Source organism: Tautonia plasticadhaerens (assembly GCF_007752535.1).
Lineage (GTDB): Bacteria > Planctomycetota > Planctomycetia > Isosphaerales > Isosphaeraceae > Tautonia > Tautonia plasticadhaerens.
Genome location: NZ_CP036426.1, coordinates 6,814,544 through 6,839,165, shown reverse-complemented (window position 1 = coordinate 6,839,165; position 24,622 = coordinate 6,814,544). Strand labels below are relative to the sequence as shown.

Sequence of the window (24,622 nt, the reverse complement as noted above, 5' to 3'; positions counted from 1 at the left end):
GCCGGCCCCTCCTCGGGGAGGATGACGATGTTTCGGCTGCTTGCCGGGCGAGCGATCCTCGGGTTAGAATCGCGGGCAATGGCGAGCGGCGACCTTCGATCCGGACCGCCCTGGGGAACGAGCCGTGGACCACCCTAACCCTCCCCGCTCCCCCCACCCCGCTCGAACGCGACTGGCCGTCGGGGTAGTCGCAGCCTTGATCCTGGCCGGGATCGCATGGGCCGTCGGCATTGCGCCGTGGACGGCCGGCGGCTCCCGGGCACCGACCCCGGGCCGCCCCCGCGTTCGGGACGTCTACGCCGACTCGCCGTATCAGAACACGCGCCCGGGGGTCGCCTACGTCGGCGACGAGGCGTGTGCACGCTGCCACCGCGAGATCGCCGAGGCCTACCGCAGACACTCGATGGGGCGGTCGTTGGGCCCGGTCGGGGTCGCCGAAGATGGGCCGCCGATTGGCGACGACGCGGGGCTGCCATTCGAGTCGCAGGGGGTCCAATACACGATCGAGCGCCGCGACGGGCGGATGTTCCACAAGGCGTGGCGGCAGGGCCCGGACGGGGGCGCGTTCGCGGAGGCCGAGGCCGAGGTCCGCTACGCGCTAGGCTCGGGGACGCGGGGAATCACCTACCTGGTCGAACGCGACGGCTTCCTCATGCAGTCGCCGATCGCCTGGTTCGCGCAGCAGCGGCGCTGGGATATCTCACCCGGCTACGGGGGGGCCAACCCGCCGCCGAGCTTCGAGCGCGCGATCCAGCGCGGGTGCCTGTTCTGCCACGCTAATCAGGTCCATTCCGCGTCAGGGACGTTGAACCGCTACGAGCCGCCGATCTTCCAAGGCCACGCCATCGGCTGCGAACGCTGCCACGGCCCGGGCGCGCTGCACGCGGAGGGGGGGGGAGGATTGGCCGAGCCCGACCTGACGATCGTTAACCCGGCCCGCCTGGCCCCCGCGCTGCGGGAGTCGGTCTGTCAGCAATGCCACCTCCAGGGCTGGTTCCGCTTCCCCAGGGCGGGCCGTGACTCCTTCGACTTCCGCCCGGGCCTCCCGTTGCACCGTTTCCTGTCGGTCTTCGTCAGGACGGAAAGCGATCCGGGCAGGATGGAGTTGATCGGGCAAGTCGAGCAGATGGAGTCGAGCCGCTGCTTCCGCGCCAGCGGGGGGGGGTTGGGCTGCATCTCCTGCCACGACCCGCACCGCCTGCCGCCGCCGGCCACCAAGGCCGAGTACTATCGCGGCCGCTGCCTGCAGTGCCATGAGCGGAGCGGCTGCGCCCTGCCGCTGGCCGAGCGGCGGTCGCGGGGGCCGGGCGAGGACTGCATCGCCTGCCACATGCCGCGCCCGGCCGTCGCGGACATCCCTCACACGGTGACGACCGACCACCGCATCCCCCGCGTGAGCGGCACTCCCGGCCCGAGGCCCGCTCGCCCGCGGATGGCGCCCGGCCTGCCCGGGGAGTTCGTTCCGAGGGACTATCACTGGGACCTGATGACCGCGGAGGAACGGCGGGAGGCCGCGCGCGATTGGGGCGTGGCCCTGGAATTGGCGGCCGAGGAGCTGAGTCGTGCCTCGCCCCCCTTGGCCCGCCTCGCCGCGGCGCAGGCCGTTCCCTTGCTCGAGGCGGCCGTCCGCGACCGGTCCGACGACCTGCCCGCCCGCGAATCCCTCGGATATTCCCTAGGGATGCTGGACCGTCTGGCGGAGGCGCGCCACGCCTACGAAGAGGTCCTCCGCATCGAGCCGCGCCGCGAGTCGGCCCTCCCCTACCTCGCTCGTACGCTCGCCGGTCTCCGACGGCCCGACCTGGCTGCCGCGGCGCTGCGGGAGGCGATCGCCGTCAATCCCTGGGGGTCGGATTATCGCCTGGCGCTGGCCCGGTACTGCGCCCAGGCGGGGGACTGGCCCGGCGCGGTGGCGGCCTGCCGCGAGGCGATCCGGCTCAACCCCGAGCTGATCGAGGCTCGGTCGCTGCTGGTCCAGGCCTACCTCGACTCCGGCGAGCCGGCGAAGGCCGACGCCGAGTTCCAGACCCTGCTCAGGTTCGACCCCCAGAGTCGCGAACTCTGGCAGCAACGGTACGAGCAGCTGAAGCGGGCGGGACCGGGAGACGTGGGCCCCGCCTCGAACTGAAGCTCGCGTTTGGGTAGCTCCGTCGCCTGGCCGAGCCGCGGAGAATCCGGGAAAATCGATTCGACTCGCGGTGGTGGGTCGATCGGCGAGGCAACGTTCGGCGGAGTGGCGGGCTCCACCGGACCTCGTGGTTTCGTCTCGGAGTCTGAACCGAGCCATGCGTCGCCTACTGGTGTTGATGTCCGTCGGGGTCGGGCTGGCGATGGGCGCCTGGCTGGGGGTCCGCGCGGTGGAGGCCCGCCGATTCCGCGAGGATCTGGCCCGGGCGCGCGCGGAGTTCGGGGCGCAGCGATTCGCCACGGCCCGAAAGCGGCTGGTCCGGCTGGCCGAGCGCCGGCCCGGCGACGGCGAGGTCGAACTCCTGCGGGGCGAATGCGAGCGGAGGCTCGGGCATCCGGACGCCGCCCTGGCCGCGTGGGGCCGAGTCCCCGATGGCACGGAGCAGGCCGCGCCGGCGGCGCTGGCGAGCGGCCGGATGGCGCTTGGGCTGGGCCGCCTCCGCCTCGCTGAGGCCCGCCTCCTCCGCGCCAGCCGCGCCGGCGGCGACGTCGCCGACGAGGCGTGGCGCCTCCTCGATGTGCTCTACTGGCTGACGGGCCGTCGCGACGAGCAGCGGGCCGTCCTGCGGGCGCGGGCAGAGCGGGAGGCCGACCCGTCCAAGACCCTGCGCGAGTTGTGGAGCATCGACCGCGATCCCTATCCGGTCGTTGGCATCACCGCGGCGTTGGCCAAGGCCCGACGCTCCACCCCCGGCGATGACCTGGTCTGGCTGGCATCGGCCGACCTGGCGATCCGTACGGGAAGGTTCGACGAGGCCGGCGCGTGGCTGGATCGTTGCGAGCGGGCGCGGCCCGATGACCCCGCCGTATGGAGGGCCCGCCTCGAATGGGCCAAAGGGGTCGGCCGGCCGGAGGAAGTCCGTCGCGCCGCGGCGCACCTGCCCGCTCCGGCCTTGCCCCGGGCCACGATGCTCGCGACGCGGGTCTGGCTGGCGGCCCGGGACGGCGACCGGCAGGCCGAGCGGTCGGCCCTCGAGGCGCTCCTGGCGCTGGAGCCGGCCAATGATGCCGCCCTCGAGCGACTGGCCGACCTTGCCGCCCAGGCCGGCGAGCCGGGGAAGGTCGCCGAGCTGCGACGCCGGAAGGCGGCGATGGATGCGGTCGTCGATCGGTACAGGCGATTGATCCAACTGCCCGAGAAGGCGCCGCATGCCGCCGAGCTCGCCCGCACCGCCGAGGAGATCGGCCGGTGGTTCGACGCCAGGACCTGGTGGGCCCTGGCAGCCCGGCGCGATGCGTCCGCCGTGGGCGAGGCGAGGGCCGCGATCACCCGGCTGGCCGCCAGAAATGAGGCGGTGCGCCCGACCGGGGGCCGGACCCTGGCCGATCTCCTCGGGCCGGGCCTGACTGGCGGGAGACCGACCGACTCGGGACCGCACGACCCGGTCATCCCCACGTTCGTGGACGAGGCCGCCGCCCGAGGCCTCGTGTACCGCTTCGACCACGGCCCCAGCGAGGAGCACCAGCTCCCCGAGACCATGTCCGGCGGCGTCGCGGTCCTCGACTTCGACGGCGACGGCTGGCTCGACATCTACGCCCTTCAGGGGGGGCCCTTCCCGCCTCGCGAGAGCCCTCCGCCGTTCGGCGACCGCCTCTTCCGCAATCGCGGCGACGGCCGGTTCTTGGATGTCACCGCGGCCTCCGGCCTGGCCGCGCTGCCCGGCGGCTACGGCCATGGCGTCGCCGTGGGCGACTTCGACAACGACGGCCGCCCCGACCTCTTCGTCACCCGATGGCGGTCCTATGCTCTGTATCGCAATCTGGGCGGTGGCCGGTTCGAGGATGCCACGGCGCGGGCGGGGCTCGGGGGCGACCGCGACTGGCCGACGTCGGCGGCCTGGGCCGACTTCGACGACGACGGCGACCTCGACCTCTATGTCTGCCACTACCTCAAGTGGGACGCCGAGAACCCGACCCTTTGCGAGTATCCGGAGCGCTCCAAGCCGGGGTATATGCATTGCGATCCGCTTGCCTTCCCCGCGCTGCCGGACCACCTCTTCCGCAACGAGGGCGGCCGGTTCATCGACGTGAGCGCGGAGGCCGGCCTCGTCGACCGCGACGGTCGCGGCCTGGGCGTCGTCGCCGACGACCTCGACGACGACGGCAAGGTCGACCTGTTCGTGGCCAACGACTTGTCGGCGAATCTTTTCTACCGCAACCTCGGCGGCTTCCGGTTCACCGAGCAGGCGATGGAGGCGGGCCTGGCGGCCAGCGGGCAGGGCGGATACCTGGCCGGGATGGGCACGGCCCGCGGCGACTTCGACGGCGACGGCCGTCTCGACCTGGCCGTCACCAACTTCCACAACGAGGCGACCACCCTCTACCATGACCACGGCGGCGGGTTGTTCAGCGACCGATCGGCCGACGCGGGCCTGGCCGTCGCCACCCGGCAGTTCCTCGGCTTCGGAGTGGCCGCGCTGGACGCCAACAACGACGGCCGACTCGACCTGGTCCAGGCCAACGGGCACGTCTCCGACTTCAGCCCCGCGTTCCCCTACGAGATGACGGCCCAGCTCCTGCTCGGCGATGCGACGGGCCGCTTCCGCGACGCCTCCCGACGGGCCGGGCCCCCCTGGCAGGTCCCCCGCCTGGGCCGCGGGTTGGCCGTCGGCGACATGGACAACGACGGCCGCATGGACGTCCTGGTGGTCGGGCAGGGCGCCCCGCTGGCCCTCCTCGTCAACCAGCCGACCCCCGCCGCCGGGCGCTTCCTGACCCTGGCCCTCGAGGGAGTCGCCTCCAATCGCGACGGCGTCGGCGCCAGGGTCACGGTGTCCGCCGGGGGCCGAGATCGGGTCGCGGCGCGGTTCGGCGGCGGTAGCTACCTGTCGGCGAGCGACCCCCGGCTGCATTTCGGGCTGGGGGCGGAGCGACGTGTCGATCGCGTGGAAGTGCGCTGGCCCTCGGGGCGGCGGGATACCTACGAGGGGTTGACGGCGGGCACCGGCTATCGATTGCGGGAGGGGGATCCAACGCCCGAACCCCTGGCCGGGTTTGCCGGCGACCCCGCCGGACCCTGACCCTCGCCGTCCTCCTGTCGCCACGACCCGGCCCCCGCGTGGCGATCCGAGCCGGAGTGCCATCGGCCCGCCGCACGCCCGGCCCGGCTCGCGGGATGTCCCTCGACGCCGATCAACTCCATGGCGATCGGTGGGATAGCTCGGGTGAACAGTAGGGCATGGGCGGCACGCCGGTCATGTCGCCGAACCATCCCCGCGCGACACCCCTTGCACGAAGGGCAGGGGACGAATGGAGAGGCCGGAACGCCCGCCGTTGCCAACGACGGGCGTTCCGGCCCAAATCGAAGCCCTGACGCGAGCTAGCCCCGAGCCGGCCGGCGGTCACCTGCCCGGGGCCGACTCGGTTGATGCCGTTCCGGCTTCCAGCGACTCGGGCCCTACCCCGATAGCGGTCGATTCGAGGCCCTCGAATACGCCCGCCGGAGCGGGGCCGCGACAGGGTCAATACTGGTCGGCCGAGACGACCTCGCCGCCGGCCTTGCTGCCCAGCGCCCAGTACGTCCTCATGTTGATCGTCGACTTGATGAATCTCACCGAGCCGTCGCCGAACAGGAAGTTGGCGCCGCCGGGGTGGTTGCTGTTCGCGTTCTGGTACTGTCCGTCGGAGGCATTCGAATTGGGGCTACCACCGCGGAGGGCACACCAGCCGAACCGCCAATTGCTCGGGGACGGCGGGACGACCGTGTTCATCAGGGAGTGGCCGGGCAGGTTCTCGCACCACCGGAATCCCTTCGAGTTCCCGGTGGAATTCGTCTGATCCACCCATCCCTGCTCGCAGGTCTGGAGGTCGGCGATGACGTTGTTGTAGCTCGCGCTGACATTGTAGACGCCGCACCAGGAGCTACCGCACAAGGCCGAGGCAGCCGAGAGCACCGGGCCGCTTCGCCACTGCACCTGCGGCTGATTCTCGGAGCCGACAAGGGCTTCGCCGAACGCGATCGTGTTGCTGGTCCCGTCCCTGCAATGTTGGACGCCGTAGACATCACCCGACGCGGTGAAAAGCCCCGAGGTTCTGTCGTAGAAGGTCGTCGAGGGACCCGCCGAGGCATAGTAGTTGTTGGTCAGGCCCGTCCAGATATCGTTCTGGGGGTCGCGCGGCGACACACCATCGGAGGGGCAGATGAAGGTGTTGATGATGGCGACGGTGACGGTGGAGTTGATGTCCCAGCCCTGAGACCAACAGCAGACCCAATTGAAGTTGGCCGCGTCGTAGAGCGGCTGCCCCTCCATGTATCCCAGCAGCAGGGCATTGGCGCTCCAGGTCCCCCAACCCGCGTTGTAGCCGTACGAGGACCAGTTCTCCGTGCCGCCCGACGGGAACGAATTGAGGGCCGAGTGATAGTTGTGCATGCCCAGGCCGAGCTGCTTGAGGTTGTTGGTGCACTGGGCGCGTCGGGCGGCCTCGCGGGCCGACTGCACGGCCGGCAGCAGCAGGGCGATGAGGATGCCGATGATGGCGATCACCACCAGCAGCTCGATCAGCGTGAACCCGCGGCGTGGTTCCGTTCTCATGAGATGATCCCTCCTGCAAGAAGTGATGGACAGGAAATAACGCACGGGTCGGCCGCCCTCGCAGGACCTGCAATAGCCGAGGGGTGACGACCCTCATCCTGAACGAAAAACCCAATCATGTGCGCATTTCGCTATTTGTGGCATCAATCATACATGGTGGGGTGATGACTTCTCCTCATTTCCGCGGCCGGGCCCACCGGCGATCAGTCACCCTCCCAATCAAGGGCGGCCTCGACCCTGGCCCTGCGATCTCCGCGCTTTCTGCGCCTCCTTCATGGAATTCCTCATTTCTGCTGCGATCTTCTTCGATGTCTCTTCATCCGGGGGTGGTCTCGATGCGCCTTGATCCGAGCAGCCGAGCACGAAGCCGGCGAGGATGAGCATCACGATGGGTGCCAAAGTCCGGCCGAATCGCGTTACATGCAGCATACGATCGCCCCTGTCTGGAACTATCCATGCGAACGCAGAGCCTAGTCCACCTGCCCTGGTTAAGGCAAGCGAATTCGGGATCTGTTCCTCAGTTTTTTTCGAGGGAGGCAAAACTCGCTTGTGTGCCGCTCACAGCCGCCGGAGTCCCAGGAAGTTGGGCAAACTGGGTGGTCAGGGCACCCGTTCCAGGCGGTCTCTCGGCCGGAAGCGGATCGACTCAAGCGAGTTTTCCACCTCCCGGCGGCCGGACCGCTTGACCGGCGGCCTCGGGGCGGACCAAATGGAGGGCAGTTCGGGTCCGACACCGGATGATGGGGCACGAGCCGACGGCCCCCCGGTCGATGGGAAGGGCCTCGACGTCGGGAGAGAGCCCATGGAATCGCGAGACCGTTCGCCCGATGTCGAGCCCGGCTCCCCCACGGGCGCCCCGGGAGGTGACCCGACCATCAGTTCCGGGCCGGAGCGTGCCGCCGCCCTCTGGTCGGCAGCCCTGGCGGCCGGGTTCGCCGCCGGGATCGCGGCCTGGCTCATCGGCGAGGCGACTCATGAGTTCTTCGAGCCCGTGCTGGTCGAGACCACGATCATGGGCCGGACGGGCCGGGGGCCGACGATGGAGACGAGCAACGCGGCGACCTTGAAGAACGCGATGCTGGCCTTCGGGATCCTAGGTGCGACGGTGGGATTGGCCCTGGGCGTGGGCGGCGGCCTGGTCCGTCGCTCGGCGCGGGCGGCCGCGACCGCGGCCGCCGTCGGCCTGATCGCGGGCGGGGTCGCGGGGGTGGTGGCCGCCGCGGCCGTCCTGCCGACGGCCCTTCGTACGGACGACTTCCGAGAGGATGACTTGCTCCGGCCGTTCCTCATCCACGCCGGGGCCTGGGTGCCGCTCGGGGTCGCGGGCGGGCTGGCCTTCGGCCTGGGCGCGGGCGGCCGGCGCGGGCCGCTTTTGGTCGCCGCCCTGGGCGGGGGACTGGGGGCCCTGCTCGGGACGGGAGCCTACGAGGTGATCGGCGGCCTGGCGTTCCCGTTCGCCCGGACCGACCGCGCCTTCTCGCTGACCTGGGCGACGCGCCTGATCGCCCGCCTGTGCGTGGCCCTCGGCGCGGCGGCGGGGGCGGCCCTGCTCACGGGGGATCGGCGCGGGACGAACCATCCCGCACCGCGACCGTCGTGAGCCGCCCCGGTACGCCGCCCTGCGCCGGGCGCCTCCGGGGTCTCACCGACGGGTCCCGAGCATTCGAGAGGCCCGGTCTTTGATCCTGGTTCGCCGAATCGGTGCCCCTCCGGAGAGATTCGAGCCCGGACGATCCGGGGTCGCACCGCGCGAGGTCGGCGGATCGCTCGGTGAGCGGCGACGGGTGGGTGAGGTCGCGGGGCCGACTCCCCCACGCCCTCCTGCCGGGCACTTGACGCGGCCGCCGCGGCTTGAATCCGCCCCCCCGATCCGGTGTAGTAGACTCCGGTCATACCCCGCTCATCCCTGGACGCCGCGATGGTCTTTCGATCAGGAAGCACGGCCCCGGAGCCGCCGGAGACGACCCTCCAGGCAACTGAAGGGGGATCGCCGTCGGTCGGCGTCTCGCCGGCGATGATCCTCCTGCTAGCGACCTGGGTCGGCCTGGTCGCCGGCTGGCTCGACCTCGGGCTGATGGTCGTCGAACGGAGGCTGATCCGCGGGGAATTCTATCGACTCGGCGAGCATTTCGTCTGGCTCATACCCCTGGGGGTTGCCGTCCTGATGCTCGTGCCCGGGACGGTGCTCGCGCTCATCGCCGGGTTGCGCCGGGGTGGTGTCCGCCCGGGGATGGCCTTGGGGCTGCTCGCCTTCGTCGGATTCCTCGACATCTGCGCGCGGCTGCCCCTGTCGGTCTGGGCGTCACTCGTGCTCTCCGCGGGTGTGGCGGTCCAGTCCGCTCGGCTGGCCGGTGCCCGCCGCCGGGCGACCCTCGGGCTGGTGCGCCGGACGACGCCGTGGCTCGTCGGCGTCCTGCTGGCGGTCATGCTGGCGAAGATCGGCGGGCGGGCCTGGTCGGAGCATCGGGCGACGGCCGCCTTGCCGCCGCCTCCCGAGGATGCCCGGAACGTGCTGCTGATCGTCTGGGACACGGTACGGGCCGGGAATCTCAGCCTCTACGGCTACGGCCGCCCCACCACCCCCAACCTGGAGCGATTCGCAGGCCGCGGGGTCCGGTTCGACCTGGCGTTCGCGACGTCGTCGTGGACGTTGCCGTCGCACGCCAGCCTCTTCACGGGGCGCTGGCCGTATGAGCTAGGGGTCGGCTGGACGACCCCCCTCCGCCCGGGCGTCCCGACCCTCGCCGAGTACCTCGGCTCCCGCGGCTATGACACCGCCGGATTCGTAGCCAACCTCGATTACTGCAGCCGCGAGACCGGCCTGGACCGCGGCTTCGCCCACTACGAGGATTATCCAATCGGGCTGTACGAGACCTTCACTCGCTACGTCGGACTGGGCCATCGGACGGACCTCCTCGGTTGGGCCTGCATCCTGGAACGACTGGCGGAGGGGGCCTCCGGGCGCCCATTGGAACTGAAACCTCGCTCGCGCGAGCACGCGAAGCGCGGCGCCGAGGTGGACCGGGAGTTCCTGGATTGGCTGTCATGGCAACAGGGGCGTCGCCGCCCGTTCTTCGCCTTCCTGAATTACAACGATGCCCACACGCCTTACGAACCGCCGGAATCATCAGCTCCGGGATTCGGACTCCGGCCGGTGACATGCCGCGACCGCCTGACGTTGAGGCACTGGGCGGGGCTCGAGAAGGCCAAGCTCGCGCGCAACGACGTCCGGATGGCCTCCGATGCCTATGACGATTGCATCTCGTATCTGGACCGGCGACTGGGCGTGCTCCTCGACGAACTCGGCCGTCGGGGTGTGCTCGACGACACCCTGGTGATCGTCGCCTCGGATCACGGCGAGCATCTCGGCGACCATCTCCTGTTCTTTCACGGTTGCAGCTTGTACCGTCAAGTCGTGCAGGTCCCCCTGGTGATCGTGGACCCGCAGGGGCAGGCGGCGGGCCGAGTCGTGGCCGAGCCGGTTAGCCTGCGCGATGTTCCGGCCACGATCGTCGACGTCCTCGGGCTGAACTTGGAGGCCCCCTTCCCCGGCCGGTCGCTCGCCCGGCTGTGGGGCGAAGATTCGGGAGGGGCCCGGCCGTCCGCCGAGCCGTTGTTGATGGAGACCGACAAGCCGATCGTCCTGATGAACCAGGGCCGCGAGCCGGCCGCCAAGGGCCCGATGAAGTCGCTGGTCGCCGGGGGGATGCATTACATCCGCTCGGGGGACGGCTCCGAGGAGCTGTACTCCCTGAGGTCCGACCCACAGGAGCGGGTCAACTTGTCCGGTGCTCCCGCGGCCGGGGGGATCCTCCAGCAATTCCGTGCCGGCCTGGTCACCATGATCCGGAAGAAGTAGTGCCAGAGGTGGCGCCGGTGACCGCAGCCGCCCCCGGGACCGTTCCCCAGGTGACGTCGCCGCCTACCCAGGTCACGAGACCGGCAAGGATGCCCATGACAAGCCCTCCACCCACCTGGCTTCCATTCTCATTCACGTGCCCGCTGATGCTTTCCGGTTTGCAGAGGCTTTTCGGCGGAAAACCGGCCCGGTTCACGCTCAGGAACCGGAAAGCATCAGCGGGTTTGTGTGTCAGAGCGGCCTTCAGCCCGGATGGGGGACCGTCGTGGCGGGGACTTCGGACCAGACCTCCGGCTCTGGGACGTCGCCGACGGCACGCCGCGCGGGCGGGTGCACGACCAGGCTCGACGGCACGGGCCTTCGAGGGCCCGCCCGCGACCAGCGACCCGGCAGCTGATCCCGCGGGCGGCGCCGCACGCCAGGAGCTGGCTGGCGACCCCTTAGTATTACAGCGCAGGTTCCCTCGTCCTACTTTTCACGCCGCGCTGGCGCAGCACGGCGAGCCGCCGCTTGCGGTGGCTGACGGCGGCCCGACGGTTCCGCTCGCGACGCCATTCCGACCACCGCAGGATCTCGCCGACGTCCCACGCCCGCACCTCCAGCAGGTGCCTCAGCAGGGCACGCACCTCCGGCACGCTCATCGGCGCCTCTTTTTCCCCCCAGCCGCACCCGCTGGAGCACCAGGAATGCCAGGGCCAGCATCGACAACGCCGTGTGGTGATGCCAGCCGACCCAGCCCCGGGTCTCGTACTCGTCCAGGCCGCATTCCCCCTTGGCCGACTGGATGTCCTCCTCGATGTTCCAGCCATAATGCCCTCCAAGAGCGCGATGGGGCGGCCCGGCTCGCCCTGAGCCGGGCCGCCCTCACTCTACCGTCCCGGGCGCGGCCTCGGTCTGGTCAGTTCGGCAAGCCGCCCCTTGTTCGCCCACGTCCGCGGCAGCCGGCGGAGCTCGCGCAGCCGCCGCAGCTCGGACCCGTCGGCCCAGATCACGTGGTGGCCCTGGGCGTCGCGATGCGCCGTCAACCACCCGACCCGCACCCATCGCCGCACCGTGTCTCGCGACACCCCCAGCCGACGCGCCAGCGACGACGGCCGGTATTCGTCGCGGCCGAGGCCGGCCGGGCTGCCGAAGGGCGTGCGGGCCAGCCCCAGGTGCCAGAGCAGCCGTTGCACCATCCCCCGCGTGAACCGCTCGGCCCGCTTCGGGGGACGGAACCCCTCGACGTTGAGCCGCTCGGCCATCGCCGCCGGGCTGAGCCGCTCGGCGCGCCATCCCCGCAGTCGCTCGACCAGTCGGGGGTAGTCGGCCAGGAGGTCGTACCGCTTCACCGGCCGGGACATGGCGTGCGACTCGGTCATGCCGCCGGACCAGTGGAGCGTCACATCGACCCGCTCGCTCGCCTTGTCCACGGTGACGGACACGTGGTCAATCAGGAGTCGGGCGATCCGCTGCCGCTCGGCGGGCGTCGTCGTCGTCGCCTGCCACACCGCCGGCAAGTCGCCGGCCAGCGACCGGATCGTCCGCTCGTCGTCCGGTGAGAGCCGACCGGGGGCCGACCCCCGCCACCGCTCGTGCTCGTCCTCGAGGCGCCGCTGCGCCCTCAACGCCTCCTCCCAGCGCCGCTCCAACTCGCGGCCGACCAGGCGATTCTCCGGCTCGCAGGCCTGGTACTGCCGGGCCGCGCGGTCGGCCTCGCAGCCGGCGCGTTCGAGGCGGAGCCGCCAGTGCCGGGCCAGCTCGGACCGCTCGCGCTCGACCTCGGCCACCGCCGCCAAGCTCGCCTCCAGCGCCGCCGGCTCCACCGCCGCCAGGACCCGGCCGGCGACCAGCCCGTCGAGCGCCGGCCCGGAGAGGCTCTGGCAGATCGGCTCGGCGTGGTCGGCCGCCCCGCGGGCACAGGTGTAGCTGTACCGGCCCGTCGCCCCCGAGTACCGCACGAGCATCCGCCGGCCGCACCGCCCGCACCGCAGGAGTCCGGCCAGCAGCGAGGCCCCCTGCCGCGGCGCGCCGGGGCGGTCCCGGCGGGCCCGGTTGGCCTCCAGCCGCTCCTGGTTGTCACAGAACCGCTCCCAGGTGATGTAGGCCGGCAGCCGGTCGCGGATCAGCACCAGGCACTCCTCCGGGCGGCGGACCAGCTTGCCGGTGTCGGGCCGCCCGGGCCGCTTGCGCCGCGGGTCGACCTCCCGGTGGCCGAACCGGTAGGCACCGGCGTAGGCCGGGTGGTGCAGGACGTTCGACAGCGTCGGGCGGTTCGGCCGCCGCCACTCCAACCCGCCGCGGTTGGGGCCGTGGCGGGGTCGGATCGGGATGCGGACCCCGTGGTGGACCAGGTAGCGGAGCAGGCCGTGCAGGGTACCCTCGCGGTCGAACCGGTCGAAGATCAGCCGCACGGTCGCCTGGACCTGCTCGTCGGGGTCGATCGCCCACTCGCCCGAGGCGAGGCGTACGTAGCCCAGCGGCGGGGAGCCCATCGGCTCGCCCCGGCGGGCCTTGTTGAGCCGGCCCTGGCACATCCGCTCCTTGATGACATGAAGTTCTGCCTCGTTCAACATGCCGTGCAGGCCCAGCAGGAGCCTGTCGTTGTGGTCGGCCGGGTCGTAGACGGCGTCGGCGTCGGCCAGGAGCACGCGGAAGCGGGCGCAGAGCTCGAGCAGCTGGTGCCAGTCGCGGTTGGACCGGGCCAGCCGGCTCATCTCCAGGCCGAGGATCAGCCCGACGTTGTCGAGCGCCACCTCGGCCAGCAGCCGCTGGAACCCGGGCCGGCCCTCGATCGACTGGCCGCTCTTGCCCAGGTCGTCGTCGATCGTGGTGACGCGGTCCCGTGGCCACCCGAGGGCGACGGCGCGGTCGGCCAGGGCGTACTGCCGGTCGGTGGACTCGCGGTGGTCGAGCACCTGCTGGGGTGTGGATTGGCGGACGTAGACGAAGGCCGCCCGGTCGAGATGCCAGGGCCGGAGCTTGGGCGAGCGGGTTGCGTCACTCATGGCCGGCCTCCTCGCTTCGGGTGGCCGCCAGGAGCCTGGCGAGGAGTTGGCCGAGCAGGTCGCGGAGCTGTCGCTGCCGGTCGGCCGGCAGGCGGGCCCAGATCGTCGGTGCGACCGTCGGCGGTGGGCAGGGCGCCGTCGTCAGGCGCGGGGGGGAGCGTTGTGACGGGGGGCGACGGACATGCGATGTCTCCCGATGCCGAGGTCAGGTGATGTCGGCACCACGCCGCCAGCTCAAGCAGCGCGGCGGCGCTGATCGTAACCGCCGCCGGGGGTGCTGCACCACCGGTCGCTTGAGGTGCAGTCTGCTTGGCACGTCTCGACCAGCCACCGCGTCGCCCGGACCTGCGCCAACTTCGACAGCGGGACCTCCGCCGGGGCGTGGGAGCGGTGATACTTCAGCTCCGGCTCCTGCCCCAGCGACCGACGCACAAGCAGCCGCTCGCGCGGGCCGGGCAGGCCCCCTTCGCTGAACCAGGCCCACAGCTCGGCGTATTCGTAGACCCGCGGCCCCTGACTCCCCTCGGCCACCGTCAGCCGGCGCCAGGCCGTCGCCGGCAGGGCGGCGACCACCTCGTCGACACGCTTCGCCTCCCCGACGACCAGCGGCTGGGTGCACGGGCGTCCGCGCCTCGGCCTGGGCCGCTCCTCGGGCGGGATCACCCGCGGCTCGCCGGTCCAGACCCGGGCATCGGCCGAGCTGTCCAGCACGTACCGCTTGCCGAGTTGCCGGACGCCCTGCACGAAGGTCGGGCTGTCGCCGTAGACGCCGTCGCCGCCGACCCAGCGGAACGGCACCCCCTCGGCGACCGCGTCGGCGGCCATCGCCAGGGCCAATTCCGGCTTGGTGCGGAAGATCACGCCGGCGGGCACCCCGGCCTCCTCGCGGCGTTCGCCGTCGCCGGCCCACTCCTCGGGCAGGAACAGCCGCCGATCGAGGAAGGTGTGGCCCTTGGCCGAGCAGTAGTCGGCGAAGACGGCGACCTGGCAGTTGTCGGTCCGCCCCAGCGTGCCGGAGTACTGCCGCTTGACGCCGACGGACTTGGTCCCCTTCTTGGGGAACCCGGTCTCGGCGGCATTCCAGGCGGCGTCGTCATCGGCCAGCAGCTCCAGGACCGCGCCGCGCATCTGCCTGAGGATCGCGCCATCGGACCAGGCGCCGGTGCTGATGAAGGCTTGCAGCGAGCGCACCGGGCCGCCGCTGGTCGCCTGGGCGATGTTCTCGATGCTGCGACGCTCGCCGCCGTGGAGCAGCCCCTGGACGAAGCGGCGGGCGTGGGCCCGGTTCTCGTCGCGGCCGAAGAGGGGGGCGAAGCGGTCGAGGAAGCGGTCGAGTTCGGGCTTGAGGGCCAGGAGTTGGTGTTCGTCCACGAGCGATCGCCTCGGGAGGTCCGGCGGGACTCACGAATGATCGCTCTTGTACCCGAAGCCATCGCGGCGTAGAAGAGAGGACCGACCTGCGCTGTAGTATTAGGGTCTGTCTCACGAAGCGAGGAGGCGCTGGCAGCGGCGGATCATGGCCGGCTTGACCATCCCCATGAAGCTCACCGCCGGCTTCTCGTGACGGGTCCCGATCCGCCGGCTCTCCTTGAGCCAGTCGATGCACCGCTCCACCACGTTGCGTCGGCGATCGCTCGCCTCGTCGAAGTGCGGGCTCCGTCGCTGGTCCTTGCGGGTCGGGATCACCGCCTTGGTCCGGCGGCGTCGCAGGTAGCGGCGGACTCGGGGGGAGCTGTGGCCCCTGCCCCCGGCCGGGGCCTTGGGGCGGCTCCTCGGCCGGCCCCGTCCGGCTCGGGGGATCCGCTCGGCCTGGAGCACCGGCTCCCGGCGCTTCGACTCGGGGGCCTGCCCCGGCGAGATCGACGCGGCGCGGGGCGGGCCATCGCCATCGACGATCAGGTGGGGCTTGGTGCCGAAGCCGCCGCGGGACCGGCCCAGGGCATGGTCGCCCGGCTCCCCATCGACGCGCCGCCGGGCCCCGGCCGCCGAGCGGCTGGCCCGGATGCCGCTGCCGTCGACGCACCGCAGGTCGAAGTCCAGCCGCCGGAGCCGGTCCGGCCGGGCGTGGAGCCGGCGACGGACGCGGCCGAGTGGCCCGTCCTCGCTCCGGCGATTGAAGCGGCCGTAGGCCGACTTCCACTTGCCGTCGCGGCCGGGCGGCTCGCGTCGCCGGGCCCCGGTGCGGAGGATCCGACCGATGCCATCGAGGGTGGTGCGGTGGTCATCCCACTGGCCGCCGCGACGGCCGTTGGTCGGTAGCAGGTCCTCGATCCGGGCGTACTGCCCGTCGGTCAACTCGTAGGGGCGTCGGATCCGCACGGCGTCCTCCGCGAAAAGACCACCATGATGACACCTTGTGATTCGTCAGACGGACCCTAGAGCGGCGCCCTCAGCAGGGGCCCCAGATCGCCAGCTCCCCGGCAGCAGGGTTGCGGACCGGCGGGAGCACAGCTCCTGGCGGAGTCGGTTGGCCCCGCCGAAGAGCGATCGGAGGATCATCATGACGGCCAGGTTCACCACCGGCACGACCCGGCGGAGCGGAAATGCCGCCCCTGCTCGTAGGACAGCGTCGCATGGAACACGTCAACTTCGGGAAGATCGCGCCCAGATCGAGGTAGCCGCCGACGAGGCCGAACCAGGTCGCCAGGACGAGGGCGGACCGCGGGGAATGGGACTTCGCGCGCGCCGGCACGGGGGACTGGTGCGGGGCCGAAGCGGGTTCCATCGTCGCAGCCCCTTCGGCCTCGTCCCCGAGGGCCTTCCGGGGATCAGCCGATGTAGCCCAGGCCGCTGAGGCGGTCGCGCACCGTCCTCTCGTCGTCGTCAGAGTCGCCGGAGTCGGGGCCGACATCCGGGCCCCCGGCCTCCACCAGCGACCGGTTTTGCATGGATGGGGGGCGATCGTACCCGGCCAGCTCCAGCAGGGTCGGGGCGATGTTCAGCAAGTGGGCCCCCTGGACCTCGCCTCGCACGGGATTGTTCGGCGCAGCGAGGACGAAGACGCCGTGCTGGGCGTGGTTGCAGTTGTCCAGCCCGGTGTCATTCTCCCGCACGTGGAGTGTCGGGTACCCTACCCCGCCGATCGACCGCCACGACAGGGCGCCGAAGTGGGCGATCAGGTCCGGGGCCACGTTCCGAACCGCCCGGTAGATCTCCTCCGGCTTGAAGACGAGTGTCCCCAGAGGCCGGCCTTCCGGGTCGGTGGTGGCCTCAAGCCGCGCTTTCAGCTCGTCGCGGAACGGCTCGTAATCCGACGGGGCGATCGTCCCCTCGGGCTCGCGCCCCTCCACGTTGAGGAAGAAGCGGGCGTAGTATCCGCCCTCGCTCCAGGCCCGGGTCCTGCCCCAATCGACGTCGAGCTTGCTGAATGGAGTGACCCGATCCGGGTAGCTGCGGAGGACCAGCAGGCCCTCGCGCACGAGCCATTCGTTGACGCAAAAGCCGCCGTCGAGCCGCTGTGGGCCGTGGTCGGAGGCGACCAGGACGATGGTCTCCTCGGTCAACAGCTCCAGGAGGCTCCCCAGCTCATCGTCGAGGTACCGATAATAATCGCGGATGACCTCGCGATAGGGGCTGTCGGGCTCGTGCAGGACGTGCTCGGGGTCGTGATACTTCCAGAAGCCGTGCTGCACGCGATCCAGGCCGATCTCGACGAATTGGAAGTAGTCCCACTCCTCATGCTCCAGGAAGTGACGCACGACCGCGAAGTGCTTCCGGGTCATCACGTCGATCTCGTCCCGGAGCCGATCCTTGTCGCGGGTCCGGAAGTCCTTCACATCGACCGGATAGTGGCCCACGAGCCGCTCGATCCGCCCGGCCACGCCGGCCGGGTGGGTGTAGGCGCCCCGGGTTGTGTCGGGGGTCAGGAAGCAGCCGACCGAGAGGCCGTTGACCTCGCGCGGCGGGTATCCGGGGGGGACTCCGATGATGACCGACTTCCCCCCCTCGCGCGCCACCTGGTCCCAGATGGCCAGCTCCTGGATCGACCGGGAATCGACGAGGCCGAGGCCGTCGTAGGAGCGGCCGACCCGGTCGCGGGACCCGTAGACGCCGAGCGAGCCGGGGTCCTGGCTCGTCGCCATGCACATCCAGGCCGGGACGGTGATCGGCGGGATCACGCTCTCCAGCCGGCCGTAGCAGCCCGCATCCATCAGGCGGCGGATGTTGACCAGACGCTCATCCCCCAGCAGCAATTCGGGGGCGGCGCAGTCGAGGCCGACGACCAGGATCTTCATGGCGAGTGCCCGTGGCCCAGAGCTTCGGTTTGGTACCGGATCCACATCTGATGAAAAAACCAGTGGGTGAGGATGTTTTCCGTGAATGGGGAGTGTCGTGATCCGGCTGGGATTCGAGGTTATCCGGCGACCCCTTACCGAACAAGTCACCGGCTGCGAGCGGGCTGGGCCGACGGTCGACGGGCGGCTCCCCCGAGTCGCGACGTTGCTCGCCCTGCCCGAGGGGATGGCGAAGGGCCGACATGACGATCGGCGAAGGCACCTCCTCATCCACGGACCCGCTGATGCGGCCCGATTCGGGCAGGTCCGGTGTGGGACAGCCGCCCCCGGCTGTCCCGACCGGAGGACAGCCGGGGGCGGTTGTCCCACACGCCCGGATCGGACCGCATCAGCGGGTCCGTGGATCAGGACAACAGCGACCTCCCCTCCCACGTGTCTCCGATCGGGAGGCCGAGGGCGGCGAGGATGGTCGGCGCAAGGTCGACCAGCCGCGGCCCTTCCCCGCGGAACGGGCGATTCATGAGGAGGACGCCGGGGACCAGGGCCGGGTCGATGATATGGTCGCCAGACCACTTGCGCGTGTTGTCCTCGAACGGGCCCCCGGCGGCCACGCCACCCAGCGACGAGCTCCACGAGACGCGATAACCCCGGGCGTAGTTGAGGATCAGGTCCGGGGCCTCGTGGACGAACGGCCCGGCGTAGACCTGCTCGCGCGTCAGCGCGCTGCGCACGGCGACGACGCCCTCCTGGGGATCTTCGAGGCGGTTCAACTCTCGGGCAATGGTCGTTTTCAACTCCTCCGCATCCTCGGGCCGGACCGCGCCGCGCCCTTCGCGTCCTTGCAGGTTGAGGTAGAGGCCGCTCAGCCCGATCGCGTAGGCCCGGGTCCGGTCCCAGTCCACGCCCCGCAGCAGGTCGCCCGAATCCGGGCCGGGCTCGAGCCCGGCCTTCAGGGCCAGGAGCCCGCGGTCGAGGAGCCACTTGTTGAGATGGAACCCGCGCCGGAAGCTGCCGAACCCGTGATCGCTCAGGACGATTAGCAGCGTCCGATCGTCGACCGATTCGAGGACTCGCCCGACGACCTCGTCCCCGCGGCGGTAATGTTCCTCGATGGCCCGCCGGAAGGCCGGGTCCGGTGCCCGCCCGCGGTTGGCCGGGTGCTCCGGTTCGCGGAACCGCCAGAGCATGTGCTGGACGCGGTCGGGCGTGTCGAAGAGGCAGTAGAACAGGCCCTCGTCGAAGCGGTCCAGCTCGTGGAGCATCATCGCCTCGCGCTCGCGCCATGCGTCGTCGCATTGCGCCAGGAAGGCGTCCTCTCCGAATCGTTCATTCATCAGCCCGTTGTGATCCTCGACCATGCCCGCTGTGTAGAACGGGCCCAGGGTGCCGGACAGTTGTCGGGCGTAGTCCGGCGGGGAGCTGATCGGGAACAGCGGGGTCTCGGGGTCGAAGTTGATCGGAGAGGCGTAAAATTCCAGCGTCGGCTCGATCCGGACCAGAAAGAACCGCACGATCCCATGGACCGACTGGAGCGGCCCGAGCCTGAAATTCACCCTCAACCAGCCGCTCCATTCACCCTCCCTGACCTCGAACTCCCTTGGCGATCCGCCTGAGCGGGCGATCAGCATGCGCCGGGCGGGGTCAGGGCTGAGTGTGATGTCAAACCGGCAGTCGGCCCGGGTCCGAGGGTGGCGAGGCCCGACCAGGTATGTTGCGACCGAGCCATCGCCTTCGCCCTGGACCCGCACGACATTCTCGCTCTCGCGGGCGGCGACGGACTCGTCCGAGCTATAGAACGTGCCGGTACCGAACCCCCCGCGCAGGTCGGGCACACCCATGCCCGAGAGCATCCGCCCGCGGGGGCGGTCGGGCGGATAGGTGCACGGGCACCGGAGCACGGTCGAGGTGACCCCCGCCTCCGAGAGCCGCTCCCAGACCGGCGTCCCGCGTCGCTGATTCACCGCCCTGGGGGGCAGCAGCGGGTTCTTCTGCTCGTAGCGATTCAGGCCGCTGTCGGGCAGGTACGTCCGAGGGTCGCGCCGGAGGAAGTCGAAGATGCCGTGGCCGCCCGGGTTCGTGCCCGTCGCGAAGGTCGACCAGGCCACCGGCGTCTGGGCAGGGTAGGTCGTCGCGACGCGTGCCAGCCCCCCCCCGGAGACCAATCTGGCCAGGTTCGGGAGCTCGCCGGCCGCGAGCAGTGCCCCGACGAGGCTCGGCTCGAGCCCATCCAAGCCGATCACGATCACCTTCCGGTCAATCGTAATGCCTCCTCCACCAACCGCCTTCGGCGACCGGCCCATGTGGGGACAGTAAGGCCCCACGAGCGGCGACGTCCCCGCGACCGTGGCGGACCCTTCACAGCCGCTGAGTACCGGCGATCGAGGGTTGCGCGCTCACGGTTTCCCCGTCGACGAACGAGCTCTTTTCTCGCCACCCAGAACGGCCCGCACGCCCCGCGCGGCGAGGCGGAACGGTGCCCGACCGACCATCATGACGAAGCCGACGACGGACGCCACGAGCGAGGCCATCGGCAGGACGACTTCCGGCGTGAAGTAGGCGAGGAGCATGCGGGATGTCTCCCTCGACGCCGACCGGCGTGGTCTCAGGACAGGTCGATCGAGCGGAACGCGACGGAAACCGAGGAGTTTGAGCGTGTTTCGCGAGCCCGCCATCAAGGCACCGAGCCAAGTCCTCGCCGGAGCATAACGTCTCCCGGCGGCGGTCCCCTCGAATCGTCCGAAATCTCTCAAAGGATGGGGATTATCGTAACGGACGGTCCGCCGATCGACAAGAGCCAATCCCCGCTCGGCTGTGTCCCAATTAATCTTTAACGGTAGAAGTTTTCAAATGTGCAAACTTTCGATCGATTTCAGCACTTTCGGCGGCAAGGGTGGTAATTGGCCGGTCTACAGCGAGACCCGGACGGCATCCAGGACCGCGGAAACGGGGTTGTGGCCGCGTTGCTTCGGCGTGCGGGAGCTTTCTTTTACCCACAACTCCCGCCGGTCCGGGCGGCAGGCCCGGGCTAGAGTCACGTCCTGGAGGATCCGTCTTCGAGGATAGCGCTTCACACCGGGGCCGCGGTCATGGACGCCTGGGTGGGTCAGGAGCTGGCCGGCGGCAGCTTCCCCGACCGGCGGCTGAGGGCGAGGCTGGGCAAGCCCCTCGGCGACCTCGGGCAGCGGATCGGCGCCCCGACGCCGATGGCCTGCCAGGACTGGGCCGCCACCGAGGCCGCCTACCGCTTCTTCGGCAACCCCCGCGTCGACGAGGGCGTCATCCTCACCGGGCACTTCGCCGCCCCCCGGGCCCGGTTCGCCGCGACCGCCGGACCGATCCTGGTCCTGCACGACACCACCGAGTTCAGCTCCCGTCGCGACAATCCCGAGGCGATCGGCCGGCTCTCGCTCCTGAAGACCCGACACGCCACCGTCACCCTCTGCGGGCTGCTGATGCACTCCAGCCTCGTCCTCACCCCCCAGGGAGACCCGCTCGGCCTGGCGGCCGTCAAGTTCTGGACCCGCAAGAAGTTCAAGGGGGCCAACGCCCTGAGGGGAAAGGTGAACGCCACCCGCATCCCCATCGAGCAGGAGGAGAGCGTCCGCTGGCCGGAGAACCTGAAGCGTTCCACGGAGCTGCTCGGTGAGCCGGCCCGGTGCGTCCACGTCGGCGACCGCGAGAGCGACATCTACGAGCTGTTCCGCGCCGCCCGGGAGGCGAGGACCCACTTCCTGGTCCGCACCTGCGTCGGCCGGCTGGCCGAGGGCGGCGGCACGACCATCTCCGAGGTGATGGGACGCGAGCCGGTCCGGGGCGTCCACGAGGTCGAGGTCCGCGACGACCGAGGGCGGGCCTCGACGGCCGAGCTCGACGTGCGCTTCCGCCGGATGACGGTGCGCCCGCCGATCGGCAAGCAGCGCCGCTACCCGACGCTGGAGCTGACGGCCATCCACGCCGATGAGCGCGCGGCCCCCGCGGGCCGGGAGCCGGTCCGGTGGCGGCTGCTGACGGACCTGGCGGTGGATGACCTCGAGGCCGCGACCGGGAAGTTGGGCTGGTACGCGAAGCGGTTCAAGATCGAGACCTCTCATACGGAATTGCCTGGATCGCTATCCTTCATGCGGGGATCGCCCGCATGGAGGGCAGCACCATGGCCCGCGACCGACTGCCGATCGCCCCGCTCCTGGACCCCGGCGAGATCGCCCGCCGCTACCGCGCCTGCCGTTCCGGCGTCGAGAAGACCCACGGGCAGGTCCTCCGGCTGCTGACCCGCTCCACCGACCCGCCCGCCCCCGCCGAGGTCGGCCTCACCCCCGCCTGGGTCCGGGCCATCCTGAAGCGGTGGGACGCCCAGGGGCCCGCCGGCCGGGCCGACCGCCGGGCCGCCCGCGACGGCGGCCGGCATAAGCCCCCGGACGAGCAGCAGGCCGTCCTGTTCGAGGCGTTGCAGGGCCGCCCCGACGACGGCGGGCTGTGGGCCGGGCCGAAGGTGGCCGCCTACGTCCGCGACCGGTGGGGCGTGGCCGTCCGCGTCGAGGCCGGCTGGCGCCGGCTGCGGCGCCTGGGCCTGAGCCTCCAGGTCCCCCGGCCCCGCGACCCGGGGGCGGCGACGGCCGACGAGCAGCGGAGGTGGCAAAGGCGACCTGGCCGACCGGCTGGCCGGGCTGAGGGCCGAGCACCCGGGCAAGGCCGCCGAGCTGTGGGCCGAGGACGAGGCCCGGCCGGGGCTCAAGCCCGTCGCCCGGCGGGTCTGGGCCGTCAAGGGGCGACGACCGACGGCCAACGGCCGCACCGGGTGTCAGTGGCTCTACGTCTACGGCTTCGTCCACCCGGCCAGCGGCCGCGACCTGGAGCCGATCCTGCCGGCGGCGGATACCGACCGGATGGCCGCAGCGCTCGGCGAGTTCGCCCGGTGGGCGGGCCCCGCGGGCGAGAGGCTGCTGGTGGTGCCGGTCGACAACGCCGGCTGGCACGTGGCCAGGCGCCTGGCGGTGCCGCCGGACGTGGTGCGGCACCGGCTGCCGCCCCGCACGCCGGACTTGCAGCCGGCCGAGCCGCTCTGGCCGCCGCTGCGCGCGGTGGTGGCCAACGAGGGCTTCGACGACCTGGAAGCGTTGGAGCGCCCCTTGATCGGTCGATGCCGCTGGCTGATCGACCACCCCGAGGTCGTCCGCGGGGCGGTCGGCTTCCACTGGGCGGTCGCCCTCAATGGTTAGTTATCCAGGCAATCCCGTATCACAAGGTGCTGAAGTCCGGCTGCCGGGCCGAGCAGTCGAAGCTGCGCACGGCCGAGCGGCTGACGAACCTGCTGGCTGTATCGCCCTGAGTTCTCTGGACGGGGACTTGAGGCTACTCACGCCGCTGTCGGGACGCCACCGTTCCGGTCCCGTCGGACCTGGCTCGGCGGCCTGTGGCCGTGGCGACCGATCTGCCATCGCTCGTCGTACGTCCGCTCGAACTCGCCCAACGCCTCGACCAACTCGGCCACCGGGGCGAACGTCCGGACCCAGAGCAGCTGCCCCTTGGGCGTGCGGATGAACCGCTCGGCGCGGCCGTCCCCCTGCGGCTCCCGCACGAAGCCCGGCGCGCTGGCCATCCCCAGCAAGGCCGGCTCCCGCCGGAAGTCGTCGCCGAGGTAGTTGCTCCCGTGGTCGTGGCGGGTGGTCAGCCCACGGGCGACCCCGGCCCCGAAGCCGCCGAAGTGCCCCCGCACCCCCTGCCGCAGCGGCCCCAACGCCTCGAACCGGTCGCCCCGCTTGGCGGCGTGCAGGCCGACGCACTCGCAGGTGCGGTGGTCCACCGCCACGAAGACGTGCACCGCGCCCTCGCCGGTGGTGACGGTCGTGGTCCTGTCGGTGCCCCACAGCGCGTCCGGCTCCTCGGCCGTGATCGTGCCGTCGTGGGCCTTCGGGCCGCGGGCGTGGCCGCCCCGGCGGGGGGCCCGGAGGTGGTGCCCCCGCATCGGCCGCCGCACCCGCCCGGACGCCGCGCGGATGCCCTGAGGCCGCAGGCGGGCCCAGGCCTTGCGGTAGCCCTCGCCGGTGAACGGGCTCTCGGCCGGCACCCGGCGGACGTGGACCACCAGCCCCTCGTCGGTGGCCGCCCCGGCCGGCCCCCGCTTCCCGGGGGCCGGCCGCTGCTCCGGCGGGACGGCCTCCCGGGCCTTGAGGTCGTCGGCCGTCGCGCGGGCCAGGCCGAAGATGCGGCAGGCCCGCTGCATGCCGTACCGCTTGCCGGTCGAGGGGGAGGCGGACCGGCTCAGGTGCTCCGCCTCCCCGACGCGAAAGGGCGGCCGCCCTCCAGGTGCCGGCACCTCATGCCGAGCGGCTGGCGATCCATCGTCAGCTGGCCGCCCTCGGCCTGGAGCCGGGCGACCAGCTCGTCCCGGCCGTCGGCCGGCCGGCCCTCGAGGGCCGCCGTGCCGCCGTCGAGGAAGCCGTCCCGCCAGGAGGAGAGGGTGGCGGCGGTGACGCCCAGCTCCCGGGAGAGGGTGTCGAGGTCCTCGCCCCGCAGCAGGCGGACGACGGCCTCGGCCTTCCGCCTGGCGGGGAAGCGGCCCCGATCGGGCGACTCAGGTGTGCTGCGATTCTGGGTCACCTCGGGCACTCCTTGCTGGGCCATTATGGCCCATGAGAGTGCCCAGAGAAAACCTCAGGCGAAGGACATGCGACGCCCCGACCCCGGATCGAGCAGGGCGACCGGGCCCGGCGGATGCGGGCCGGGGGCCAATCGATTTGATCCTTCTCCCCCGGCCGCCGTGGTTGGTCGACGGCGGCGTCGGTTGCCGCAATCGGCCACGATCACGATGGCGGCGGTGCTTGC

General features: G+C 71.3%; 14 protein-coding genes and 2 pseudogenes. 7 read left to right on the top strand and 9 right to left on the bottom strand.

Annotated features, from left to right (window positions below; translation table 11 throughout):
- Window positions 1-124: 124 nt before the first annotated feature.
- Both ElP_RS27275 and ElP_RS27270 read left to right on the top strand, forming a co-directional pair.
- Window positions 125-2,128 (top strand): tetratricopeptide repeat protein, encoded by a 2,004-nt coding sequence (locus ElP_RS27275; RefSeq protein ID WP_145275652.1) that lies wholly within the window; start codon window positions 125-127, stop codon window positions 2,126-2,128.
- A 157-nt stretch (window positions 2,129-2,285) separates the two neighbouring features.
- Window positions 2,286-5,207 carry an FG-GAP-like repeat-containing protein gene (locus ElP_RS27270; protein ID WP_145275650.1) on the top strand — a complete coding sequence of 974 codons (2,922 nt, stop codon included), beginning with the start codon at window positions 2,286-2,288 and terminating at the stop codon, window positions 5,205-5,207.
- Window positions 5,208-5,648: 441 nt separating this feature from the next.
- On the opposite strand, the gene ElP_RS27265 is transcribed toward ElP_RS27270, so the two are convergent.
- Complete coding sequence (locus ElP_RS27265) at window positions 5,649-6,719, bottom strand: DUF1559 domain-containing protein (protein WP_145275648.1); 1,071 nt, start codon at window positions 6,717-6,719, stop codon at window positions 5,649-5,651.
- Between the two features lie 802 nt (window positions 6,720-7,521).
- Between ElP_RS27265 and ElP_RS27260 the strand changes: the two genes are divergently transcribed.
- Both ElP_RS27260 and ElP_RS27255 read left to right on the top strand, forming a co-directional pair.
- Window positions 7,522-8,319 carry a hypothetical protein gene (locus ElP_RS27260; protein ID WP_145275646.1) on the top strand — a complete coding sequence of 266 codons (798 nt, stop codon included), beginning with the start codon at window positions 7,522-7,524 and terminating at the stop codon, window positions 8,317-8,319.
- Between the two features lie 318 nt (window positions 8,320-8,637).
- Window positions 8,638-10,578 carry a sulfatase gene (locus ElP_RS27255; protein WP_145275644.1) on the top strand — a complete coding sequence of 647 codons (1,941 nt, stop codon included), beginning with the start codon at window positions 8,638-8,640 and terminating at the stop codon, window positions 10,576-10,578.
- A 468-nt stretch (window positions 10,579-11,046) separates the two neighbouring features.
- Here the strand turns inward: ElP_RS27255 and ElP_RS41650 are convergent.
- From ElP_RS41650 to ElP_RS38750, 7 genes and pseudogenes are all read right to left on the bottom strand, one after another.
- Window positions 11,047-11,382 (bottom strand): annotated as a pseudogene (locus ElP_RS41650) (IS701 family transposase); the annotation flags it as partial.
- A 65-nt stretch (window positions 11,383-11,447) separates the two neighbouring features.
- On the bottom strand, window positions 11,448-13,565 hold the full coding sequence (locus tag ElP_RS27245) for a recombinase family protein (protein ID WP_145267375.1): 2,118 nt from the start codon (window positions 13,563-13,565) through the stop codon (window positions 11,448-11,450).
- 234 nt (window positions 13,566-13,799) lie between these two features.
- Window positions 13,800-14,936: an IS701 family transposase gene (locus ElP_RS27240; RefSeq protein WP_145275641.1), complete on the bottom strand. Its 1,137-nt coding sequence runs from the start codon at window positions 14,934-14,936 to the stop codon at window positions 13,800-13,802.
- Window positions 14,937-15,047: 111 nt separating this feature from the next.
- Window positions 15,048-15,884: an IS5 family transposase gene (locus ElP_RS27235; protein ID WP_231749279.1), complete on the bottom strand. Its 837-nt coding sequence runs from the start codon at window positions 15,882-15,884 to the stop codon at window positions 15,048-15,050.
- 449 nt (window positions 15,885-16,333) lie between these two features.
- Entirely contained in the window at window positions 16,334-17,800 is a 1,467-nt protein-coding gene (locus tag ElP_RS27230) for an alkaline phosphatase family protein (protein WP_145275639.1), read from the bottom strand.
- 404 nt (window positions 17,801-18,204) lie between these two features.
- Window positions 18,205-20,040, bottom strand: coding sequence for an alkaline phosphatase family protein (locus tag ElP_RS27225; protein ID WP_231749278.1), 1,836 nt, complete (start codon window positions 20,038-20,040; stop codon window positions 18,205-18,207).
- A 153-nt stretch (window positions 20,041-20,193) separates the two neighbouring features.
- Window positions 20,194-20,367 carry a hypothetical protein gene (locus ElP_RS38750; RefSeq protein ID WP_197446410.1) on the bottom strand — a complete coding sequence of 58 codons (174 nt, stop codon included), beginning with the start codon at window positions 20,365-20,367 and terminating at the stop codon, window positions 20,194-20,196.
- 519 nt (window positions 20,368-20,886) lie between these two features.
- On the opposite strand from ElP_RS38750, the gene ElP_RS27220 reads away from it, so the two are divergent.
- The 3 genes and pseudogenes from ElP_RS27220 (at window position 20,887) to ElP_RS38745 (ending at window position 23,016) form a co-directional block, all read left to right on the top strand.
- Window positions 20,887-22,068, top strand: a complete 1,182-nt coding sequence (locus ElP_RS27220; protein ID WP_145274591.1) for an IS4 family transposase — start codon at window positions 20,887-20,889, stop codon at window positions 22,066-22,068.
- A pseudogene (locus ElP_RS41390) lies at window positions 21,951-22,427 on the top strand (winged helix-turn-helix domain-containing protein); the annotation flags it as partial. The gene ElP_RS27220 and the pseudogene ElP_RS41390, both read left to right, overlap by 118 nt.
- 16 nt (window positions 22,428-22,443) lie before the next feature.
- A complete protein-coding gene (locus ElP_RS38745; protein WP_197447128.1) occupies window positions 22,444-23,016 on the top strand; it encodes a transposase in 573 nt (190 codons plus the stop codon).
- A gap of 137 nt (window positions 23,017-23,153) precedes the next feature.
- Here ElP_RS38745 and ElP_RS27210 read toward each other — a convergent pair.
- Window positions 23,154-24,406 (bottom strand): IS3 family transposase gene (locus ElP_RS27210; protein WP_390836092.1). Its coding sequence is split into 2 segments (ribosomal slippage): window positions 23,154-24,076 and window positions 24,076-24,406, totalling 1,254 coding nucleotides; the frame shifts between segments, so codons are not numbered across the junction.
- Between the last annotated feature and the right edge of the window lie 216 nt (window positions 24,407-24,622).